General features: G+C 70.0%; 19 protein-coding genes. 9 read left to right on the top strand and 10 right to left on the bottom strand.

The window, feature by feature from the left end; genetic code table 11:
• Entirely contained in the window at positions 1-996 is a 996-nt protein-coding gene (locus ABGB01_RS32250; protein WP_347777274.1) for a LacI family DNA-binding transcriptional regulator, read from the top strand.
• Positions 997-1,072: 76 nt separating this feature from the next.
• A complete protein-coding gene (locus tag ABGB01_RS32245) occupies positions 1,073-2,362 on the top strand; it encodes a phospholipase D-like domain-containing protein (protein ID WP_347777273.1) in 1,290 nt (429 codons plus the stop codon).
• Here the strand turns inward: ABGB01_RS32245 and ABGB01_RS32240 are convergent.
• Entirely contained in the window at positions 2,359-2,925 is a 567-nt protein-coding gene (locus ABGB01_RS32240; protein ID WP_347777272.1) for a carboxymuconolactone decarboxylase family protein, read from the bottom strand. The two genes, ABGB01_RS32245 and ABGB01_RS32240, sit on opposite strands and share 4 nt — an antisense overlap.
• A 60-nt stretch (positions 2,926-2,985) precedes the next feature.
• Between ABGB01_RS32240 and ABGB01_RS32235 the strand changes: the two genes are divergently transcribed.
• Entirely contained in the window at positions 2,986-4,455 is a 1,470-nt protein-coding gene (locus tag ABGB01_RS32235) for a nitrilase-related carbon-nitrogen hydrolase (RefSeq protein WP_347777271.1), read from the top strand.
• A gap of 4 nt (positions 4,456-4,459) precedes the next feature.
• On the opposite strand, the gene ABGB01_RS32230 is transcribed toward ABGB01_RS32235, so the two are convergent.
• The 5 genes from ABGB01_RS32230 to ABGB01_RS32210 all read right to left on the bottom strand — a co-directional run bounded on the left by ABGB01_RS32230 (position 4,460) and on the right by ABGB01_RS32210 (position 10,241).
• Positions 4,460-5,974, bottom strand: a complete 1,515-nt coding sequence (locus ABGB01_RS32230; protein ID WP_347777270.1) for a glycoside hydrolase family 13 protein — start codon at positions 5,972-5,974, stop codon at positions 4,460-4,462.
• A gap of 4 nt (positions 5,975-5,978) precedes the next feature.
• Positions 5,979-6,914 carry a carbohydrate ABC transporter permease gene (locus ABGB01_RS32225; protein WP_347777269.1) on the bottom strand — a complete coding sequence of 312 codons (936 nt, stop codon included), beginning with the start codon at positions 6,912-6,914 and terminating at the stop codon, positions 5,979-5,981.
• On the bottom strand, positions 6,911-7,768 hold the full coding sequence (locus ABGB01_RS32220; RefSeq protein ID WP_347777268.1) for a sugar ABC transporter permease: 858 nt from the start codon (positions 7,766-7,768) through the stop codon (positions 6,911-6,913). Before ABGB01_RS32220 ends, ABGB01_RS32225 begins: the two co-directional genes overlap by 4 nt.
• Positions 7,769-7,781: 13 nt before the next feature.
• Positions 7,782-9,131, bottom strand: coding sequence for an extracellular solute-binding protein (locus tag ABGB01_RS32215; RefSeq protein WP_347777267.1), 1,350 nt, complete (start codon positions 9,129-9,131; stop codon positions 7,782-7,784).
• Positions 9,132-9,224: 93 nt separating this feature from the next.
• On the bottom strand, positions 9,225-10,241 hold the full coding sequence (locus tag ABGB01_RS32210) for a LacI family DNA-binding transcriptional regulator (RefSeq protein WP_347777266.1): 1,017 nt from the start codon (positions 10,239-10,241) through the stop codon (positions 9,225-9,227).
• Positions 10,242-10,479: 238 nt separating this feature from the next.
• Between ABGB01_RS32210 and ABGB01_RS32205 the strand changes: the two genes are divergently transcribed.
• Positions 10,480-13,743, top strand: a complete 3,264-nt coding sequence (locus ABGB01_RS32205) for a discoidin domain-containing protein (protein WP_347777265.1) — start codon at positions 10,480-10,482, stop codon at positions 13,741-13,743.
• 12 nt (positions 13,744-13,755) lie between these two features.
• On the opposite strand, the gene ABGB01_RS32200 is transcribed toward ABGB01_RS32205, so the two are convergent.
• Positions 13,756-14,631: a sugar kinase gene (locus ABGB01_RS32200; RefSeq protein ID WP_347777264.1), complete on the bottom strand. Its 876-nt coding sequence runs from the start codon at positions 14,629-14,631 to the stop codon at positions 13,756-13,758.
• A gap of 190 nt (positions 14,632-14,821) precedes the next feature.
• Here ABGB01_RS32200 and ABGB01_RS32195 point away from each other — a divergent pair, with 190 nt between their 5' ends.
• From ABGB01_RS32195 to ABGB01_RS32180, 4 genes are all read left to right on the top strand, one after another.
• Positions 14,822-15,556, top strand: a complete 735-nt coding sequence (locus tag ABGB01_RS32195) for a hypothetical protein (protein WP_347777263.1) — start codon at positions 14,822-14,824, stop codon at positions 15,554-15,556.
• Between the two features lie 142 nt (positions 15,557-15,698).
• On the top strand, positions 15,699-16,403 hold the full coding sequence (locus tag ABGB01_RS32190) for a DUF4344 domain-containing metallopeptidase (RefSeq protein ID WP_347777262.1): 705 nt from the start codon (positions 15,699-15,701) through the stop codon (positions 16,401-16,403).
• 17 nt (positions 16,404-16,420) lie between these two features.
• Positions 16,421-17,125, top strand: a complete 705-nt coding sequence (locus ABGB01_RS32185; RefSeq protein ID WP_347777261.1) for a maleylpyruvate isomerase N-terminal domain-containing protein — start codon at positions 16,421-16,423, stop codon at positions 17,123-17,125.
• 31 nt (positions 17,126-17,156) lie between these two features.
• Entirely contained in the window at positions 17,157-17,411 is a 255-nt protein-coding gene (locus tag ABGB01_RS32180; RefSeq protein WP_347777260.1) for a DUF6343 family protein, read from the top strand.
• On the opposite strand, the gene ABGB01_RS32175 is transcribed toward ABGB01_RS32180, so the two are convergent.
• From ABGB01_RS32175 to ABGB01_RS32165, 3 genes are all read right to left on the bottom strand, one after another.
• The gene (locus tag ABGB01_RS32175) at positions 17,382-17,585 is read right to left on the bottom strand and encodes a DUF3040 domain-containing protein (protein ID WP_347777259.1); all 204 of its coding nucleotides are present in this window, start codon (positions 17,583-17,585) and stop codon (positions 17,382-17,384) included. The two genes, ABGB01_RS32180 and ABGB01_RS32175, sit on opposite strands and share 30 nt — an antisense overlap.
• Positions 17,586-17,663: 78 nt before the next feature.
• Positions 17,664-17,843, bottom strand: coding sequence for a hypothetical protein (locus ABGB01_RS32170; RefSeq protein ID WP_347777258.1), 180 nt, complete (start codon positions 17,841-17,843; stop codon positions 17,664-17,666).
• A 280-nt stretch (positions 17,844-18,123) separates the two neighbouring features.
• Positions 18,124-18,534, bottom strand: a complete 411-nt coding sequence (locus tag ABGB01_RS32165; protein WP_347777257.1) for a DUF6463 family protein — start codon at positions 18,532-18,534, stop codon at positions 18,124-18,126.
• A gap of 221 nt (positions 18,535-18,755) precedes the next feature.
• On the opposite strand from ABGB01_RS32165, the gene recQ reads away from it, so the two are divergent.
• The gene (gene recQ, locus ABGB01_RS32160) at positions 18,756-20,564 is read left to right on the top strand and encodes a DNA helicase RecQ (protein ID WP_347777256.1); all 1,809 of its coding nucleotides are present in this window, start codon (positions 18,756-18,758) and stop codon (positions 20,562-20,564) included.
• Positions 20,565-20,636: the final 72 nt, after the last annotated feature.

Below are 20,636 nucleotides of genomic sequence, written 5' to 3'. Positions count from 1 at the left end.
ATGAGACGTCCGACGCTGGAAGCGGTCGCCGCCCGGGCGGGCGTGTCGCGCGCCACCGCGTCCCGGGTCGTCAACGAGCAGACGACGGTGGCGCCGCACATCCGCGACGCCGTGCTGCGCGCGATCGACGAGCTGGGCTATGTCCCCAACTCCGCCGCGCGCAGCCTCGTCACCCAGCGCACCGACTCGATCGCCCTGGTCGTCAGCGAGCCCGGCACCCGCGTCTTCTCCGAAGACCCGATGTTCTCCACGGCGATCAGGTCGGCCTCCATGGAGCTGGAGGCGGTCAACAAGCAGGTCGTGCTCATGATGGCCTCCTCCGCCAAGAGCCACGCCCGGGTGGAGCGCTACATCTCCGGCGGCCACGTCGACGGCGTCATGCTGATCTCCATGCACGGCGCCGACCCGCTGCCGTCGGCCCTGTCGCGGTTGCGCGTCCCCGTGGTCTCCTACGGCCGGCCGGCCGTCCCCGTGGAGATCCCCTACGTCGACAACGACAACATCGGCGGCGCGGAGGCGGGGGTGCGGCACCTGGTGGAGACGGGGCGGCGCAGGATCGCCACGATCGCCGGCCCGCAGGACATGATCGGCGGCCAGGACCGCCTGACCGGCTACCGCAACGTGCTGCGCGACTCCGACCACCGCTCGATCGTCGCCGTCGGCGACTTCACGCGGGAGTCGGGGGCGGTGGCGATGCGCCAGCTCCTGCGCGACGATCCCGAGCTCGACGCCGTGTTCGTGGCCAACGACCTGATGGCGGTCGGCGCGCTGCAGTCGTTGCGCCAGGCCGGCCGGCGGGTGCCCGACGACGTCGCCGTGGTGGGCTTCGACGACATAGAGGCGGCGAAATACACCGAGCCGCCGCTGACCACGCTCCGCCATCCGGTCGCCGAGCAGGCGGCGGCCATGGTCCGGCTGCTGCTCAACCTCTTCGAGGGCGGGACGAGCGAGCCGGTGATCCTGCCCACCGAGCTGGTGATCCGCGAGTCGGCCTGACCGCGGCCTTGACAGCTCCGGCCACTGAAACGACAGTCGATCTCGACGATCATGCCCCACCCCCGAAGGGGACCCCATGACCACGAGATCCGTCAGCCGCCGCGTCACCGTGGCGTTATGCCTGGCCGCCTCGCTCCTGGCCACCGGCCACCCGGCCGCCGCCGGCCCCGTTCGGACGGCGGTCGCCGGGCCGCCCGTCCTCGACGCGCCCGTCTTCAACGATCCCACCGCCGACTCGGGCGTGCCCGGCACGCCGAGCGCCGCCCAGTCGGCCGTCATGGACCAGCTGATCAGGCTGATCCAGGCGGTGCAGCCCGGCGGCGACATCCGGTTCGTGATGCACCAGTTCTCCGCCGGCCAGCGGTCGAGCGAGGTGGCCGGCGCGCTGGTCGCCGCCCACGAGCGCGGCGTGCGGGTGAAGGTCATCCTCGACAGCCGCGAGGACGCCTCCAACGACGCCGTCGAGGCCCAGCTCACCGCCGCGCTCGGCACCTCGGAGAGCGCCGGCTCGTGGGTGGTGGGCTGCGAATATCCCGACCCGTCCGCCGGCGACCGCGGCTGCATCGCGCGCAACTACCAGCACAACAAGTTCGCCCTCTTCTCCAACGTGCTGGTCGACGGCACCGTGCACCCCAAGGTGGGCTTCCAGACCTCGTCGAACCTGTCCGACTGGTACCTGTACAACTCCTACAACGACGCCTACACCTTCACCGACGCCACGGTCTATGACGGCTACCTGAAATACTTCGACGACCTGCGCGCGGGCCGGCGCACCTCGGTCAATCCCGGCTATTTCTGGACCACCCCGACCGGCACTCCCATCCGGGCGATGTTCTTCCCCCGCCGGGTGTCGTCCGGCGACCCCGTCGTCAACATCCTGCGGCTCGTCGAGTGCTCGTACAAGACCGCCGACGGCGTCACCCGGCAGACCGACATCCGCATGGCGCTCACGGCCTTCAACAAGAACCGCAAGGCCATCGCCAACGAGCTGCTGCGGCTGAGGGGCGAGAACTGCTGGATCGACATCGTCTACTACGAGAACGCCGGCAACGCCATGACGAACGTCGACAGCGAGATCCGGAAGGTCCTCGCCACCCGGGCGTCCAACGGGAAATACATGCAGGTCACGCCCTGCCGGTTCACCGTCGGCTCACGGAGCGTGGTGCCGCACACCAAGCTCATGATGCTGGACGGCTTCTACGACGACGACATCACGCCCCGCGTCTACACCGGAAGCGCGAACTTCACGTACCTGGAGAACGCCGACGACGCCTGGTTGCGGCTCTCCGGCCGCGACCTGCACGACCGGTACGAGGCCTGGTTCAAGAGCATCCGTGGAGCCTGCGGCGGCCCGCCGCCCAATTAGACACGGAAGACGCGGAGCTGGAGCGCCAGCGTCGTGTAGTAGCCGACCAGGGTGGTCAGCTCGAACAACGCGCTCTCCTCCAGCTTCGCGTATTCGTCGTCGTCGAGGTCGCCGCTGGTCACCAGGGCGCGGACGACGTCGAGGACCGCCTGCTCGTCCGCGGGCAGCGACAGGGGCGACCCGTCGCGCAGCGCCTGGAGCTGGTCGCCGGTGAACCCCAGGTCGCGGGCGATCGGCTCGTGGGCGGCCCGCTCGAACGCGCTGTCGTGGTGGCCGGCGACGACCAGGATCGCCAGCTCCCGCGCCCGGTCGGTGAGCGTCGAACGGTAGCGGACGGCCGCGCCCAGCTCCTGCAGCGCGTCGCCGACCGGCGGGCTGAGCAACATCGCGTTGAACGGGCCCGTCAGCCCGCCCTCGGGATCCACCATGAACGTGCCGCGCGGGCCGGCGGTGATCTTCTCGTAGAGGGCGCGGGCGTGCGGCGCCAGGTCGTGCGGCGGTGTTCTGCGCAGGCGGGCCATCAGGCGATGGTAGCGCTGGACGGCGGTGTCACCCCGCGGCATGTTGACACCGTATACGTCGATGTTTACGGTGTATACACGCCAACGGACGGGGGAAGTTTCATGGCATCACGACTCAGGGCGCCGGCCGCGCTGGCGGCCTCGGCGCTGCTGTTCTACTTCGGCACCGGCTTCGCGCCGATCCCGGCGCTGACCTGGCTGGCCCCGCTGCCGGTGTTGCTGCTGGCGCCGCGGGTGAGCGCGAGGGTGACCTTCTGCGTCGCCTTTCTGGCGTACCTGCTGGGCGTGAGCAACCAGTTCGAGTTCTTCCTGAAGACGCCGTCGGTGCCGCTGCCCATCGGGATCACCATCGTCATCGGCTGCTCCCTGCTGTTCGGGCTGGTGGCCTGGATGTTCCGGGCGCTCCTCCTGCGCGGGCTGCCGCTGCTCGCCGCGAGCGCGCCGCCCGCCGTATGGGTGGCGTTCATGTACGCGACCGTCCTCGCCAACCCGACGGGCATCGTCTGGCCGCTCGCCACGTCGGTGGCCGACGTGCCCGTCGTGATCCAGATCGCCTCGGTGACAGGCGCGTGGGGGGTGACGTTCTTCGTGCTCATGGTGCCGGCCGCCATCGCGGCGGTGGCCTGGCCGGGAGCGGTCCCTGGGGCGCGGCTGCGCACCGGCGTCGCAGGGGTGGCGGCGTGCGCCGTCGTGCTCGGTTTCGGGGTGCTGCGCCTGGCCGATGCGGGCGGACCCGTCGCGCAGCGGGTGGTGGTCATGTCGGCAAGCCGCTACCAGTGGGCCCCCGACGCGGCCGGCCCGGGAGGCCAGGCCCTGATCAAGGACTACGCGGCCCAGATCGCGGCGCTGCCGGAGGGCACGATGGCCGTGCTGCCGGAGGGCGCTCTGGGCACCGACGAGGACAGCCTGGCCGGCGCGCTCCAACCGCTGCGCGCGGTCGCCCGCGAGCGAGGCGCCGACGTGGTGATCGGGATCGTGCACACGACCCCGGAGATCAAGTACAACTACTCGGTGCACCTCCCGGCCGACGGGTCCGCGCCGGTCTCCTACACGAAGTGGCACTTCGCCCCCGGAGTGCCCTTCCGGCGCGGCGACGCGCTGGTCTTCGCGCACGGCCACGGGCACGACGTCGGCCTGGCCAACTGCATGGACCTCAACTTCCCCATGCCGATCCGCGGCTACGCCCTGGCGGGGGCACGCCTGCTGGCGACGCCGGCCGCCGACGAGTTCGGCAACGGCCGGCAGCACAGCCGCAACGCGCTGCTGCGCGGCGTGGAGAGCGGGCTCTCGGTGGCGTGGGCCGCCCAGCAGGGCACGCCGATGATCTCCGACCCGTGGGGACGGGTGCTCGCCGAGACCGACACCGAAAGCAGCCGCAGCGCGTTCGTCATGGCCGCCGCCGGCGTGCCCGAGGGGCCGGGCACCACCGTCTACGCCCGTTTCGGCGACTGGTTCGCCTGGTTGTGCCTGGCGCTCGCGGTGGCCGGCGGGTTGCGGCTCCTCAGGCGCGGACGATCCGCACCCGAGACGTCCGGGACCCGCCGGGCCGTCCACACCGCGCACAGCGCGTGAGCGGTCAGCTCGTGGTCAGCCAGACCGTGGTGTCCGAGGGCAGGGCGCCGTCCTCCAGCGGGCCGCTGGCCAGGACGACCTCGCCGGCGGGCCTCGGCACCGGGCCGGGGCCCAGGTTGGTGACGCAGGTCAGGCCCGACTCGCGGGTGAAGGCCAGCACGTTCTCCCCCAGCGGAAGCCAGGTCATGGTGCCGTCGCCCAGCCGGTCGCGCCGGATGGCCAGGGCCGTCCTGTAGAGGGTGAGCATCGACCCCGGATCCGTGCGCTGGGCCTGCGCGGTGAGCCCGCGCCAGCTCTCCGGCTGCGGCAACCAGGGCGTGCCGGTCCCGAAGCCGTACGGCGGCTCGTCGCCCGACCAGGGCAGCGGCACCCGGCAACCGTCGCGGCCCGGGTTGGCGCCGCCCGACCTGGCGAACATCGGGTCCTGGCGGAGCTCGTCCGGAAGGTTCTCCACCTCCGGCAGGCCCAGCTCATCGCCCTGGTAGACGTAGACCGAGCCGGGCAGCGCCATCGACAGCAGGGCCGCCGCCCGCGCCCGCCGGTAGCCCAGCTCCGGGTCCGACGGGGTGCCGTGCAGGCGCCCGCCGTGCTCGAACGTGGTGTCGGCGCGGCCGTAGCGGGTGACGGGCCTGGTCACGTCGTGGTTGGACAACACCCATGTGGGCGGGGCGCCGATCGGGGTGTGGGTGGCCAGCGTCAGATCGATGACCCGGCGCAGCGCGGCGGGGTCCCACGGGCAGGACAGGAAGTCGAAGTTGAAAGCCGTGTGCAGCTCGTCGGGGCGCAGATAGCGGGCGAACCGCTCCTGATCGGGCAGCCAGACCTCGCCGATCAGGACGCGCTCGCCGTACTCGTCGGCCACCTCGCGCCACCGGCGGTAGACGTCGTGGACCTCGTCGAGGTCCTCGTAGCCGGTGTCCGACTTGTACAGCAGGGCCGCCGAGTCGATGCGGAAACCGTCGACGCCGCGCTCGAACCAGAAGCGCAGCACGTCCTCGAACTCCCGGTGCACCTCCGGGTTGGCCCAGTTGAAGTCGGGCTGCTCGGGGGCGAACAGGTGCAGATACCACTGCCCGTCGGGCACCTGGGTCCAGGCGGAGCCGCCGAAGATGGACTGCCAGTCGTTCGCGGGCTCGTCGCTGAACCAGAACCGGTCCCTGGCCGCCGGGTTCGCCAGCGCCTCCCGGAACCAGGCGCTCTCCGTCGAGCTGTGGTTCGGCACCACGTCGATGATGACCTTGATGTCCAGGTCATGGGCCTCGGCGATGAACCGCTCCGCCTCGGCGAGCGTGCCGAAGTCCGGCTCGATGTCCCGGTAGTCGGCCACGTCGTAGCCGCCGTCGGCCATCGGCGACGGATACCACGGGTTCAGCCAGATGGCGTCGATCCCCAGGTCCTTCAGATACGGCAGGCGGGCGCGCAGGCCGGCGAGGTCACCCACGCCGTCGCCGTTGCCGTCGGCGAAGCTACGCAGGTAGACCTGGTAGATCGCGGCTCCCCGCCACCACGTTTGCGACATGCGCTCATCCCTTGATGCTTCCGGCGGTGAGTCCCGCCATGATGTGCCGTTGGAAGATGAAGAAAACGATGATCATGGGGATGCCGGCGATGACCAGGCCTCCCATGACCTGGTTCTGCGTCACCGCTCCCGCCGTCTGCGACAGGCCCACGCTGATGGTCATCTTGTCGCTGTCGGTCATGACCAGCAGCGGCAGGACGAAGTCCTTGAACGCGGTGACGATCGTGAAGATGGAGACCACGCCGAGGATCGGCCTGGAGACCGGCAGCACGACCGACCACAACACCCGCACGGGGCCGGCGCCGTCGATCTGCGCCGCCTCGATCAGCTCGCGGGGAATGGAGTCGAAGAACCGTTTGAGCAGGAAGATGTTGAAGCCGTTGGCCGCCGCGGGGAACCACAGGCCCCACGGGTTGTTGAGCAGTCCCAGGTCCACGATCGTGACGTAGAGCGGGATGAGGATCACCATCGGCGGGATCATCAGCGTGGCCAGCATGGCGCCGAGGATCACGTTGCCGAAGACCGGCCGCAGCTTCGACAGCGCGTACGCGGCCGTGACGTCCACCGCCATGGAGAACAACCACGCGCCCAGCGCGTAGTAGACGGTGTTGGCCAGCAGCGTGCCGATGTCGAACAGGTCCCACGCCTCGGCGAACGCGTCGGTCGTCGGGCGGGCGGGGAAGAGCGACGGAGGCATCTCGGCGATCTCCTCCGGCGTCTTCATGGCGCCGGTGACCATCCAGTAGAGCGGGAAGACGAAGGCCAGCGTGAACAGCACGATGACCGCGGCCAGCACCAGCCAGTAGATCCGCCGCCCCCACCTGCTGTTGAGCTGGTGCGGCGAGACGATCGTGCGGAACTGCACGTGGATGGGTCTCGGCGCGCGCGCCTTCCCGGCCCGGCGTCGTGCGGCGGGCCGGGCGTCCGTGGCGGAGGTCATGCCTGCTCCTCCCTGGTCGTCCGGAGCTGGAAGGCCGCGAAGACGAGGAGGGCCAGCATGAGCATCATGCCGAGCGCCCCCGCCTGGCCGTAGTTCATCTGCGAGAAGGCGAACTGGTACATCAGGTACGCCACCGAGACCGTGGCGTTCTCCGGCCCGCCGCCGGTGAGCATGTACGGCTCGATGAAGACCTGCATGGTGGCCACGATCTGCAACATCAGCATGAGGAGGAGGATCAGCCGGGTCTGCGGGATGGTGACGTGCCTGATGCGCTTGAGGATGCCGGCCCCGTCGAGCTCGGCGGCCTCGTACAGCTCGGGCGGGATGTTCTGCAGGGCGGCGAGATAGATCAGCGTCGCGCTGCCCATGTTCATCCACGTCGAGACGAGCACCAGCGAGATCAGCGCCGTGGACGAGCTGTCGAGCCAGGCCAGCGGCGGCAGGCCGACGGCGCCGAGGATCTGGTTGAACAGCCCGGGCCCCGGATCGTAGAACCACCGGAACAGCAGCACCGCGACGATGGGCGGCAACATGACCGGCAGGTAGACGACGAACCGCAGGTAGGCCCGGGCGTGGCGCAGTTCGTTCAGCACGAGCGCGACGACGAACGGCACCGCATAGCCGCACAACAACGCGAGGAGCGTGAACTCCAGGGTGTTCAGCCAGGCCTCGCCGAAGGCGGGGTCCTGGACGGCTGCGGTGAAGTTGTCCAGGCCCACCCATTCCGGCGGGTTGATCAGGTCGGTCTTCTGGAAGCTCAGCACGAACTCCCTGACCATCGGATACCAGGCGAACACCGCGAAGCAGGCCAGCGCCGCGCACAGGAACCCGTAGGCCGTCAGATTGCGCCTCACGATTCCCACAGGGTCAGCCCTTGGCCGCCAGCAGGGAGTTCGCCTTGGTCTCGGCGTCGGCGAGGAGCTGGTCGATGCCGGCGTCCTCGCGGCTCAGCACGCCCGACATGGGCACGTCGAGGATGGCGTACAACTCCTGCGCGTGCACCGGCTCGGCCTTCGGCGGGATCGTGGCGGCGGCCCGCACGTACGGCTCGTAGTTCTCGACGGGCAGCGAGGCGTGCTTCACGCGGTCGGCCTGGATCGCCTTGCCGGTGGGCGAGTCGCCGTAGACGTCGTTGTCCGGCACGCCGACCGGGTTGCCGAGGGCCTTGCCGCGGGCGAAGTCGAAGCGGCCCTTGCCGACGGTGTTGAAGCGGAAGTCGAGCCAGGCCAGGCCCGCCTCGGCCTCCTCAGGGGTGGCCTTCGGGTTGATCATGAAGGCTTCGCCGCCGCTGAGCGACGCCTTGGCCTCGGGGAAGCCGGTGATGCCGTAGTCGGCGACGTTGCCCTTGAACTTGTTGACCACGTCGGTGACCACGTCGGGCGCGCCGAGCATCATGCCCACCTTGCCGCTGCCCATCGCCATCATCAGCGACTCCCAGCCGACCAGGAGCTTGTTGCCCATGCTGTCGTCCACCCAGCGCATGTCGTGCAGGGTCTGCAGCACGGCCTTGCCCTCGGGGGAGTTGAAGGCGGCCTTCGTGTTGTCGGGGGTCAGGATGCTGCCGCCGCGGCCGTAGATCGCCTGGGTGAAGTGCCAGCCTCCGGTGTTGCCGCCGGAGTATTCGCCGTAGCCGACATAGCCCTGGCCGAGGGCGGCGATCTTCTTGGCCGCCTCGCGAACCTCGGCCCACGTCGTGGGCGGGCTGTTCGGGTCGAGCCCCGCCTTGGCGAACAGGGCGCGGTTGTAGACGAGGCCGACGCCGTAGTGGACGTTCGGCACGCCGTACACCTTGCCGTCCTTGGTGACCAGCTCGCGGACGTCGGGACGCAGGTCGTTCCAGTTCTTGATCGTGCTGGTGTACGGGGTGATGTCGAGCGCCTGGCCCTTGCCGATGACGTCGGCGTAGTTGGTCACGGGCACCACGAAGACGGTCTCCATCTGGCCGCCCGCCATCTTGGGGCCGAACGTCTTGGGGTCGAAGCACGGCTGCTGGTCCGTGCTCTTGACCGTCACCCCGGGGTGGTTCTTCATGAACGTGGCCACGTCGTCATCCCAGGCCTGCCGCTCCTTCGGCGCCGACTTGGCGGGCTGGCAGGCCACCGTGATCGTCACGGCCCCGGCGCCGCCGGCGGAAGGGGAGGCGGGCTCGCCCGAGCCGCAAGCCGTGGCCGCGAGCCCGAGCACGGTTACGAGCAGGAGTCCGGTGGATCTCTGCATGGTCTGACCCTTCTGATGCGAGGTGCCCACACCATAGGATCGTCCACCGAAGTCCGCAATATTTCGACGGACTATTGCAAGATAACGACTACGTCACGAGCGGCCTCGCGTCAACGGCGCTCCATCGGGGGTGCGGGCCGTGGAGGCCCTGACCACCAGCTCGGGCTCGAACAGCAGCTCGTCCGCGGGCACGACCGCCTTGTCGATCTGCGCGACCAGCAGGTCCACCGCGGCCCTGCCCATGGCGTCGATCGGCTGGCGGACCGTCGTCAGCGGCGGCTCGGTGCAGTTCATCAGCGCGGAGTCGTCGAAGCCGATGACCGAGACGTCCGCGGGCACGGCGAGCCCGGCGCGGCGGGCCGCCCTGATGGTGCCGAGCGCGAGCAGGTCGCTGGCGCAGACCACGCCGGTGACGCCGCGCCTGACCAGCCTGGCCGCGGCCGCGTGCCCGCCCTCCAGCGAGAACATCGTGTGCTCGACCAGCTCGGGATCGCCATCCTCCGACAGGAACGTCTCCAGCTTGCGCCGCGACGGCATGTGGTCCTTCGGCCCGAGCACCATGCCGATCCGCTCGTGGCCGAGCGCGCGCAGGTGGGCGACGGCCATCTCGGCGGCCACCACGTCGTCGCAGGACACCTGCGGGAAGTCGAGCCGGGCCACGGCCGCGTTCACCAGCACGGTGGGCAGCTTGCGCTCGTGCAGCAGCTCGTAGTGCCCGTGCGCGGCGTCGGCCTGGGCGTAGAGCCCGCCGGCGAAGACCACGCCGCTGACCTGCTGCTGGAGCAGCAGGTCGACGTAGTCGGCCTCGGAGACGCCGCCGACCGTGCGCGTGCACAACACCGAGGTGAAACCCTGCTGGGCCAGGGCTCCGCCGACCACCTCGGCGAAGGCGGGGAAGATCGGATTCTGCAGCTCGGGGAGCACCAGGCCGACCAGCCGGGCCCGGTCGCCGCGCAGCTGGGTGGGGCGTTCGTAGCCGAGCACGTCGAGGGCGGTGAGCACCGCCTCGCGGGTCGCGTCGGACACCCCCGGCTTGCCGTTGAGCACGCGGCTCACGGTCGCCTCGCTCACCCCGACCTTCTTGGCCACCTCTGCGAGTCGTCGTGTCATGCGCAAACTATACGGCCTGGAACGCAAGCGCTTGCAACGGCTTACGTGAATCCAGCGCTCTCGTTTGCAGCGCCTTAATGGCGCCCTTTGCTGGTCGAGGGCCGTCCTGAACTGCGAGGAGAGCCTGAAAGCCATCGCGCGAGCCAGTCAATTCCTTGCGAAATTTCGTCGGAATATTGCGGCCATCTGCTCGGCATCCTATGGTTCGGCCAACCGCCTGACCCGAAGGGCCACCCCCATGAGAGCACTCATCGCCGCCCTCACGTTACTCACCGGACTCCTCGCCGCCCCCGCGCACGCCGCGGCCGACACCGACCTCGCCGCCGGGAAGACCGCCACCGCCAGCAGCCACGCCGACGTCTACCGCGCCGCCAACGCGACCGACGGCGACCAGGCCACCTACTGGGAGTCGGCCAACCACGCCTTCCCGCAGTGGATCCAGGTCGACCTCGGCGCCGCAGCCGACGTCAGCAGGCTCGTGCTCAAGCTGCCCGCCGGCTGGCCCCGCCGCACCCAGACGCTGACCGTCCAGGGCAGCGCAGACGGCACGACCTTCACCACGCTCGCCGGCTCGGCCACGTACACCTTCGAGCCCACCGCGACGATCACCCTCACCGAGGCCAGAACCCGCTACGTCCGGCTGGCGTTCACCGCCAACACCGGCTGGCCGGCCGGGCAACTGTCCGAGTTCGAGATCTGGGGCAGCCGCCCCGACGGGCCCGGCGACGGCGCCAACCTGGCCCTCGGAAAGCCCGTCGAGGGCTCGTCCCACACCCATACCTACATCGCCGCCAACGCCAACGACGACGACCTGAGCACGTACTGGGAGGGCGCCGCCCACCCCGGCACGCTCACCGTGGAACTCGGCGCCGACACCGACCTGAGCTCCGTCACGCTCAAGCTCAACCCCGCCCAGGTCTGGGCCAGGCGTACGCAGGCCATCCAGGTCCTCGGCCGCGCGCAGGGCGCCACCGGCTTCACCAGCCTCGTCTCCCAGGCCACCTACACCTTCGACCCGGCCACCGGGAACGCGGTCACCATCCCCGTGACCGGCAGGGCCGCCGACGTCCGGCTCAGGATCACCGCCAACTCCGGCGCGCCCGGCGGCCAGATCGCCGAGTTCCAGATCTTCGGCACGCCCGCACCCAACCCCGACCTGACCGTGTCGGGCCTCACCTCCTCGCCCGCGTCGCCGGTCGAGACCGACGACGTCAGGCTCTCGGCCACGGTCAGGAACGCCGGCACCGAACGCTCCGCCGCGACCACGGTGAACTTCTACGTGGGCGACGACCGGGCCGGCAGCGCCGACGTCGCCGCGCTGGCCGCGGGGGCGTCGGCCACCGTGTCCGCGGACATCGGGACGCGTACGGCCGGCACCCACGAGCTGTCCGCCAGGGTGGACGAGGACGGCGAGGTCACCGAGCAGGACGAAACCAACAACGCCACGACCGGCACGCTGACCGTGAAGCCCGCCGACACGGCCGACCTGGTCGCCTCCCCCGTCTCCTGGACGCCGGGCAACCCCGCCGCCGGCGCCACCGTGACGTTCACCGTGGCGATCAGGAACCAGGGCACGGTCGCCTCCAGCGGCGGCTCCCACGGCGTCACGCTGACCGTCGCCGACGACTCCGGCGACGTCGTCAGGACGCTGACCGGCTCCGCGACCGGCGTGATCGCCCCCGGCGCCACCACCGCCCCGGTCGACCTCGGCACCTGGACCGCGGCTGACGGCAGGTACACCGTCAAGACCGTGCTCGCCGCCGACTCCGAGGAACTGCCGGTCAGGCGCGACAACAACACCAGCACGCTGCCGCTGTTCGTGGGCCGCGGCGCGAACATGCCGTACGACACCTACGAGGCCGAGGACGCCGTGCTCGGCGGCGGCGCCACCCGCGCCGGCCCGAGCAGGGAGATCGGCACGACCGCCGGCGAGGCGTCAGGGCGGCGCGCGGTGACGCTGGACAGGACCGGCGCCTACGTCGAGTTCACCACCAAGGCGCCGGCCAACACCCTCGTCACCCGCTTCTCCATCCCCGACGCCCCGGGCGGCGGCGGCATCGACTCGACGCTCAACGTCTACGTCGACGGCGCCTTCCACAAGGCCATCGACCTGACCTCCCGCTACGCCTGGCTGTACGGCCCCGAGGCGAGTCCCGGCAACGATCCCGGTTCGGGCCCGCCCCGGCACATCTACGACGAGGCGAACCTGATGCTCGGCACCACCGTGCCGGCGGGCAGCAAGATCAGGCTGCAGAAGGACGCGGCCAACGGCTCCACGTACGCGATCGACTTCGTGGACCTCGAGCGGGTGTCCCCGGTCGCCAACCCCGACCCGGACACGTACGCCGTGCCGGCCGGCTTCTCCCACCAGGACGTGCAGAACGCGCTGGACAAGGCCCGCATGGACGCCGGCCTGGTAGGCGTCTACCTGCCCGCGGGCGACTACCGGACCTCCGGCAAGTTCCAGGTGTACGGCAAGGCGATCAAGGTCGTCGGCGCCGGCCCGTGGTTCACCAGGTTCCACGCGCCCTCGGGGCAGTCCAACACCGACATCGGCTTCCGGGCCGACGCCACGGCCAACGGCACGACGTTCGCGAACTTCGCCTACTTCGGCAACTACACCTCGCGCATCGACGGCCCCGGCAAGGTGTTCGACTTCACGAACGTGGCGAACATGACGATCGACAACATCTGGGTCGAGCACCAGATCTGCATGTACTGGGGCTCCAACACCGACAACATGACGATCAGGAACTCGCGCATCCGCAACGTGTTCGCCGACGGCCTGAACATGACCAACGGCAGCACCGGCAACCACGTCACCAACGTCGAGACGCGGTCCACGGGCGACGACAGCTTCGCGCTGTTCTCCGCGACCGACAACAACGCGGGCGAGCAGCACGGCAACGTCTACGAGAACCTGACCTCGCTGCTCACCTGGCGGGCCGCGGGCGTGGCCGTCTACGGCGGCTACGGCAACACGTTCAGGAACATCTACGTGGCCGACACGCTGGTGTACTCCGGCGTCACGATCAGCTCGCTGGACTTCGGCATTCCGATGCACGGGTTCGGGGCCGACCCGCCCACGGTCTTCGAGAACATCTCGCTGGTCAGGGCCGGCGGGCACTTCTGGGGGCAGCAGACGTTCCCGGCGATGTGGCTGTTCTCCGCGTCCAAGAAGTTCCAGGGCATCCGCGTCAGCAACCTGGACATCGTGGACCCGACGTACAGCGGGATCATGTTCCAGACCGGCTACCAGGGTCCGACGCCGCTCAACCCGATCGAGGACACGATCTTCACGAACGTGTCCATCAGCGGGGCGAAGAAGAGCGGTGACGCCTTCGACGCCAAGTCCGGGTTCGGCATCTGGGTGAACGAGCTGCCCGAACCCGGTCAGGGCCCGGCGGTCGGGTCGGCCACGTTCAACGGCCTGCGGTTCTCCGGCAACGCCCAGGACGTCAAGAACACGACCTCGACCTTCACCCTGGACATCGATCCGTGATGCGCCTTCCCGTCAGGTGAGATCTGACCTGGTGGGCAGGCCCTGCCAGTCGCTCGCGCTGGTCACCGCGGCGGCGCTCAGCAGCGCCCCGCGGTGCAGGCGTTCCTGGGGGATGAGGCCGTCGAGCGCGGCGCTGATGTAACCGGCGGTGAAGGCCTCCCCCGCCCCTGACGTGTCCACGACGGGCACCTGCCAGCCGGGCACGTCGTACCGCATGCGGTCGGCCCGTACGCTCGCGCCCTTCGCCCCGCGGTCCACCACGACCTCGCGCTCGGGGGTGAGCGCGGGCTTGACCAGATCGAGCTCGTCCTGGCGGAGGAAGAGCAGGTGGGAGCGGCAGGCCAGCTCGCCGAGCACGTCCTCGGCCTCGCGTACGGACGCCCACAGGTCCGGGACGTACTCGACTGCGAAGGAGATCATCACGTCGGCGTTCCTGGCGGCGTTCACGGCGACCCGCACGGCCTCGAGCGTTTCCCTGCCGAGGCCGGCCGTCAGGCCGGTGACGTGCAGCATCTTGGCCGCGGCGATCCGGTCGATGGGCACGTTGCCCGGCGCCAGCCGCGAGCCCGCCGAGCCGGCGCGGTACTGGGCCGCCCTCGGGTCCCGGCCGACGCGCGTCTCCCTGAGGAGCAGCCCTGTGCGCAGCCCTTCGGACACGCGCATGTCCAGCACGTCCACGCCCTCGCCCTTGAGCACGGTGAGCGCCCTGGCGCCCAGCTCGTCGTCGCCCACCTTGCCGAGGTACGCGGACCGGTGCCCGAGCCGGGCCAGGGCGATCGCCAGGGTGAACTCGGGCCCGCAGACGTCCAGCCTGGCCTCGCTCTCGTGGCGTACGCGGCCGCTGGAGACGACGCCCAGCGGCTCGCCCAGGGTGTAGACGTCGGTCATGACCTCAAACTGTAGTGGCTCAAGTCACCCAAACAGTCTTTTTCCCCGCATAAGTGCAGGTTAAAGCGTGATCAAAAATTTTCTCGAAACTTGGGCCAACCTTTTCCCGAACGGGTGCCTCTAAGCAGTAGAGGAGCCGGCGCCCCGGGCCGGTTCTGAAGTCAATACGGGGAGAGGAATCAGCACCCTCATGAAGAAGATCACAGCAGGACTCATTTCCGCCGTCGCCGGCGGCACCATGCTCGTGTCCGGCGCGGGTGTGGCGTCGGCCACCACCTACGACACCGAGCTTCGGATCCGCGACATCTCGCCGAACCCCGTCGTGGTCAAGGGCAACTCCGAGACCAAGGCGTACTTCGACGTCGGCGCCAGCCGCGACGTCGAGAAGGTCGTGCTCAGCGTGGAGCCGGCAAGCTCCAAGTTCCGCACCATGCGCACCAAGGGCGTCGACGACCTCGAGGGCTGGCGCTACGCCATCGCCTTCAACAAGAACGACCCCGAGGGCAAGTGGAAGGCCACGGCCGTCGCCTACAACGAGGACGGCAGGCGGATCGCCACCGACTCCGCGTACTTCTACGTGGACATCCGCAAGGGCCGGGCCGACACCAGGATCACCCGGTTCAACGCGTCCCCGTACAAGGTGCGCAAGGGCCGGTCGATCTACTTCTCCGGCAAGCTCCAGGCCGAAGACCACCGGTGGGAGGGCGTCCGCGGCGAGCGGGTCAGCATCTACCACCGCGCCAGCGGCTCCAGCGCCTGGAAGTGGGTCGACTCCGCCAGGACCGGGCGGCACGGCAAGTTCTACGGCAAGGTTCGCGCCTACCGCAGCGGCAGCTTCAAGGCCGTCTACCGCGGTGACCGCGAGCTCCAGCCGACCACGAGCCGCACGGACTACGTGCGGGTCTACCGCGGCTGGCACTGGTAGTTCAACCATCTGAGGCCCGGTCCCCTGTCGGGGGGACCGGGCCTCAGGCTTTCCGGATTCGTGCACGATCCGAGGTTTATCGATCACGCGAATGTTGCATGGACTACCCCATTGCGTTGATCGACCCCAAAGGAGCCGCCGGATGCCGCATCCCGTGATCGCCCTCGTCCTGAGCATGACGAGCACGCTCGGGACGGCCCCTTCATCCGAAGTGTCCGTACGCTACGACCCCGCCGGCTCGCCGCGCGCCGAGCAGGCCAGGAAGCTCCTCAAGGACAGCGGCGCGCTGAAGACCAGGATCCGGGTCCCCCAGCCCGTCAAGGTCGTCGCCAAGGACTGCGGCTCGCCCAAGGCCATCTGGGATCACGCCGAGCGCCGCATCACGATCTGCTACCAGCTGGTCGACAAGGTGCGTACGACGATGAAGGGCATCGCGGAGACCGAGGAGGTCGACGCCGAAGCCGCGGCCGCCCGCATGGACGGCGCGCTGAGCATGCTCTTCCACCACCAGCTCGGCCACGCCCTGACCACGCTCAACGGCATGCCGGACAGCGAAGGCCAGGCCGACCAGTTCGCGGCGCTCACGCTCGCGGCCGACGCGTCCAAGCGGGTGGTGTCCGCCGCCGAGGCCCGCCACCTGCTGGCCGGGCACACCGGCGTCGACCACCTGTCGGGCCTGACGCAGTCGGCCACGTTCGCCTGCCTGTTGTACGGCTCCGACCCCGCCAAGCACGCCGAGATCGCCAGGGGCGGCTGGGTCCCCGCCGAGCGGGCGCCCTCCTGCGCCGGCGAATACGCCCGTGTCAAGACGGCCCTCGGCTCCATGGCGGTGAAAGCCGGCACCTGACGGGTAGCGTCCGGGGTATGGCTGACGACCTGCTCAAGGATTACGACCCGTTCGACATCCTCGACGCCGAGGCGGCCCGGCTCGACCGGTTCTTCTCGGGGCTCGACGAGGCCGGCTGGTCGAGTCCCTCGCGCTGCGACGGCTGGTCCGTCCGCGACGTGCTGGGCCACCTGGCGGGCGAGGAGCTGTACAACCACGCCTGCCTCGACGGGACCGTCCAGGACCTGCTGACCCGGCTGTCCGCGGAGGGCGTGAGCGGCTACAACGACTTCAACGAGTGGTCCGTGCGAAGGTGCCGGGAACTGCCCGTCGGAGAGGTCCTGGAGGAGTGGCGGGTCAAGAACGGCGAGACGCGCCGGCGCATGCGGGAGCTCGGCCCCGACGCCCTGCTCGACACGATGGCCGGCCCCTACCCCAACGGTCTGCAGGCCTTCCACTACGACTCCGAGTACGCCACCCACGCCGACGACGTCGGCGCCCCCGTGTCCGCCGGCGAGGCCGAGGGCAGGACAGCGTGGCGGGTCGCCGTGGGGCGGTTCGTGCTGGCGGAGCAGGAGGCCGAGGTGCAGGTCGAGCAGGCGGCCGGGCAGATCCGGGCGTCCGTGGACGGAGTCGCCGCGACGCTGTCGCCCGCGCGGTTCGTCGAGGCCACGGTGGGCAGGCTGCCCGCCTCGAGCGGCGTCGACCCGCGGGTCGTCGCGGCGCTGAGGTGCCTGGCCTGAGCCCTTCGAGCTGCTGAGAGGAGATCGGGTCATGTGGTTGCGCGACCGCTCAGGAACGGAGCCGGTGACCGCGCGCAGCCCGCTGCGCGCCCGGCGGATCCTGTCGTGGGTGGCACTCGTGATCGCCGTCGTGGCGGGGGTGTTCTTCCTCGTACGCGCCATGAGCACGGGCGAGGAGGTCTGGCGCTGGGAGGCCGCCATCGCCGCCGCGGTGGCCGTCGTCGCCGCCATCGACCTGGTGGTGCTGCGCCGCCGATCAGGTCGCCAGCACGGCGACCAGCAGTGACACGATCACCAGGGCGGCGGCGAGGTAGATCATCCAGGCGCGGGGCACCCGCCTGCGCACGCCGCGCGCGTCCTTGTTGATCTCAGCGACGCGCCTGGCGAGCTCGGGGTCCTCCTGCTCAAGGGCACCCTCGATCTCGGCGAGGATGCGGCGCTCCCTTGGGGAGAGACTCATCGCGATCACCTCACACCGGTGACCACCTCTTACCCGCCGTGGGGACGGACATGCCGCTCCTCGGGAGGCGCGGCGTTCTCATTCCCGTACCTCCGGACCGAGCTCACCGTACCTCCTGGGCGAGCTCAGGCCCGCCCAGGCCAGGGCGTCGGGGTCGTGCTCGACGGCGACCACGGTGTTCCGCTCGCCGAGCAGCCGTTCGACCACAGCCTTGCCGATACCGCGTCCGCCACCGGTTACCACATAGGAATATCCCATGACACAACGCTATTAGCCGTTCACACATATAAGACAATGCAATTCCCGGCGACGTGACCTTTATCACTAGGTGCCGTCATATGAAGGGAATGAGCGCATCGTCTGCTGTACGACTGATCGGGCACTCGCGATCATCCAGACCGCCGGATAGGGCGTGCTCTATTACGCGTTCCGGGTATTCACCCCGCCGGGGAGGCCGCCTTCGTCAGGCCCGCCTGCGCAGCGCGTCGACCGGTTGCCGAGCCATCGCGACAGACGACGTCGACCGTGGCGGTCGGCCCTACGACGGGAGCCTGCTCGCGGGCGCCGGCTGCCTGGCGGTGAGACTCGCCGCGATCAGCAATCCGGCGGGGATGAGCCCGCCGAGGAACCCGCTCGGCCCGATCAGGAAGACGGCCAGCACCACCCACCCGAGCATCGTCCAGCCCACGTATGCCGGGACTCGCTGACCCTGTCTCCCCATCCGCGACACCAGCAGCCCCAGCAACACGAGGACCACGACGAACCCGCCCGGAAGGGCCCAGAACGTCGTCAGCGATTCGGTGCTTCCCGTCCGGTTGCGCAAGTCACCGGCGAACCAGCTCGACCAGGGGGCAAGGCCGGCGAACACGGCGGTGTGCAGCGCCGCGATGAGGATCATGGCGTGGCCGGCCCAGACGGTGAGCCGGCTCGGGGGCGTGTCAGTGCTCATGACAGCCATCCTCACCGGGTCGTAACCTGGGACACTCCCCTGCGGGAGGGATCAGCGTCCCCCGCTCCGGGGAGGAGCCGCGACGACCATCCCACGGGATCACGTGACTACCGTGGAGCGAGCCGACCGGCGCGAGCGTGCCGGCGGGGCACCCGCCCGATCTTCCGATCGCCGTCGGCGAACTCACGAAAAGCCGTCCCCCGAACACGTAAGGTAGCCGCATGGATACACCCCTCGAGGTCCTCCACCGCGTGTTCGGCTACGACTCGTTCAGGGCGGGTCAGCAAGAGATCATCGACCATGTCGTGACCGGCGGCGACGCGCTCGTCCTCATGCCCACCGGCGGCGGCAAGTCACTGTGCTATCAGATCCCCGCCCTGGTGCGACGCGGTGTGGGGGTGGTCGTCTCGCCCCTCATCGCGCTGATGCAGGACCAGGTCGACGCGCTGCGGGCGCTCGGCGTGCGGGCGGGGTTCCTCAACTCGACGCAGGATGTCGACGAGCGCCGGCTGGTGGAGTCGGAGTTCCTGGCGGGCGAGCTCGACCTGCTCTATCTCGCCCCCGAGCGGCTGCGCGTCGATGCCACGCTGCGGCTGCTGGCCAAGGGTGACATCTCGATCTTCGCCATCGACGAGGCCCACTGCGTGGCGCAGTGGGGCCACGACTTCCGCCCCGACTACCTCGAGCTGTCCCAGCTGCGCGAGTCCTGGCCCGACGTGCCGCGCATCGCCCTGACCGCCACCGCCACCCCGGCCACCCGCACCGAGATCTCCGCCCGGCTCGGTCTCGACGAGGCCCGCCACTTCGTCGCCGGCTTCGACCGGCCCAACATCCACTACCGCATCCTCCCCAAGAGCGAGCCCAAGCGACAGCTGCTCGACTTCCTGCGCACCGAGCACCCGGGCGATTCGGGCATCGTCTACTGCCTGTCCCGCTCCTCGGCGGAGAAGATCGCCGAGTTCCTGGCCGCCAACGGGATCGCCGCGGTGCCCTACCACGCCGGCCTCGACGCCCGCACGCGCGCCGCCCACCAGGCCCGCTTCCTGCGCGAAGACGGGCTGGTCGTGGTGGCCACGATCGCGTTCGGGATGGGCATCGACAAGCCCGACGTGCGCTTCGTCGCCCACCTCGACCTGCCCAAGTCGGTGGAGGGCTACTACCAGGAGACCGGGCGAGCCGGGCGCGACGGCCTGCCCGCCACCGCGTGGATGGCCTACGGCCTGCAGGATGTGGTGCAACACCGGCGGATGGCCATGGAGGGCGACGAAGCACACCGCCGCCGCCAGGTGCACCACCTCGACGCCATGCTCGCGCTCTGCGAGACCGTGGGCTGCCGGCGGATGATGTTGCTCGACTACTTCGGCCAGAAGAGCTCGGAGCCCTGCGGCAACTGCGACACCTGCCAGACGCCTCCCGAGTCGTGGGACGGCACGACCGCGGCCCAGAAGGTGCTCTCCACCGTGTGGCGGCTCGACAAGGAGCGGCGCCAGAAGTTCGGCGTGGGGCAGACGGTCGACATCCTGCTCGGCAAGAAGACCGCCAAGGTGCTCCAGCACGGCCACGAGACGCTGACGGTGTTCGGGGTCGGGGCCGACCTGGGCAACGCGGAGTGGCACGGGGTCGTGCGGCAGCTGCTGGCCCAGGGGCTGCTGGCGGTGGAGCCCAACCACGGCGCGCTGGTGCTCACCGACGGCAGCGCGGAGGTGCTCAGGGGCCGGCGTGAGGTGCCGCTGCGCCGCGACACGCTACGCCCGGCCCGCGCCAGGACCTCTCCGGCGAAGGCCCAGGTCGCGGCCGAGCTGCCCGAGGAGGCGGCGCCGGTCTTCGAACGCCTGCGCGCCTGGCGCGCCGCCACCGCCAAGGAGCAGGGGGTGCCCGCCTACGTCATCTTCCACGACGCGACGCTGCGCGAGATCGCCACCCGATCGCCGTCCTCGCTGGCGGAGCTGAGCCAGGTCAACGGCGTGGGCGAGAACAAACTGGCCAAATACGGCGAGCAGGTGCTGGCCACGTTGCACGAGGATCCCTGACCTCCGGCCATCGCGATCGGGTGGCGGCGACCAGCCGGGTCGGGTGGTGGCGACGGCCGCACGAAGAACGGT

The sequence above is a fragment of the Nonomuraea sp. B5E05 genome, from assembly GCF_039880665.1.
Lineage (GTDB): Bacteria > Actinomycetota > Actinomycetes > Streptosporangiales > Streptosporangiaceae > Nonomuraea.
This window is presented reverse-complemented; position numbering and strand designations above follow the sequence as displayed.

Coding starts and splice junctions, on each gene's coding strand:
- ABGB01_RS32215 (WP_347777267.1), bottom strand. CDS start 9,131: ATGCAGAGATCCACCGGACTCCTGCTCGTAACCGTGCTCGGGCTCGCG.
- ABGB01_RS32245 (WP_347777273.1), top strand. CDS start 1,073: ATGACCACGAGATCCGTCAGCCGCCGCGTCACCGTGGCGTTATGCCTG.
- ABGB01_RS32235 (WP_347777271.1), top strand. CDS start 2,986: ATGGCATCACGACTCAGGGCGCCGGCCGCGCTGGCGGCCTCGGCGCTG.
- ABGB01_RS32170 (WP_347777258.1), bottom strand. CDS start 17,843: ATGGGATATTCCTATGTGGTAACCGGTGGCGGACGCGGTATCGGCAAG.
- ABGB01_RS32185 (WP_347777261.1), top strand. CDS start 16,421: ATGGCTGACGACCTGCTCAAGGATTACGACCCGTTCGACATCCTCGAC.
- ABGB01_RS32250 (WP_347777274.1), top strand. CDS start 1: ATGAGACGTCCGACGCTGGAAGCGGTCGCCGCCCGGGCGGGCGTGTCG.
- recQ (WP_347777256.1), top strand. CDS start 18,756: ATGGATACACCCCTCGAGGTCCTCCACCGCGTGTTCGGCTACGACTCG.
- ABGB01_RS32165 (WP_347777257.1), bottom strand. CDS start 18,534: ATGAGCACTGACACGCCCCCGAGCCGGCTCACCGTCTGGGCCGGCCAC.
- ABGB01_RS32225 (WP_347777269.1), bottom strand. CDS start 6,914: ATGACCTCCGCCACGGACGCCCGGCCCGCCGCACGACGCCGGGCCGGG.
- ABGB01_RS32230 (WP_347777270.1), bottom strand. CDS start 5,974: ATGTCGCAAACGTGGTGGCGGGGAGCCGCGATCTACCAGGTCTACCTG.
- ABGB01_RS32200 (WP_347777264.1), bottom strand. CDS start 14,631: ATGACCGACGTCTACACCCTGGGCGAGCCGCTGGGCGTCGTCTCCAGC.
- ABGB01_RS32210 (WP_347777266.1), bottom strand. CDS start 10,241: ATGACACGACGACTCGCAGAGGTGGCCAAGAAGGTCGGGGTGAGCGAG.
- ABGB01_RS32180 (WP_347777260.1), top strand. CDS start 17,157: ATGTGGTTGCGCGACCGCTCAGGAACGGAGCCGGTGACCGCGCGCAGC.
- ABGB01_RS32205 (WP_347777265.1), top strand. CDS start 10,480: ATGAGAGCACTCATCGCCGCCCTCACGTTACTCACCGGACTCCTCGCC.
- ABGB01_RS32195 (WP_347777263.1), top strand. CDS start 14,822: ATGAAGAAGATCACAGCAGGACTCATTTCCGCCGTCGCCGGCGGCACC.
- ABGB01_RS32240 (WP_347777272.1), bottom strand. CDS start 2,925: ATGCCGCGGGGTGACACCGCCGTCCAGCGCTACCATCGCCTGATGGCC.
- ABGB01_RS32175 (WP_347777259.1), bottom strand. CDS start 17,585: ATGAGTCTCTCCCCAAGGGAGCGCCGCATCCTCGCCGAGATCGAGGGT.
- ABGB01_RS32190 (WP_347777262.1), top strand. CDS start 15,699: ATGCCGCATCCCGTGATCGCCCTCGTCCTGAGCATGACGAGCACGCTC.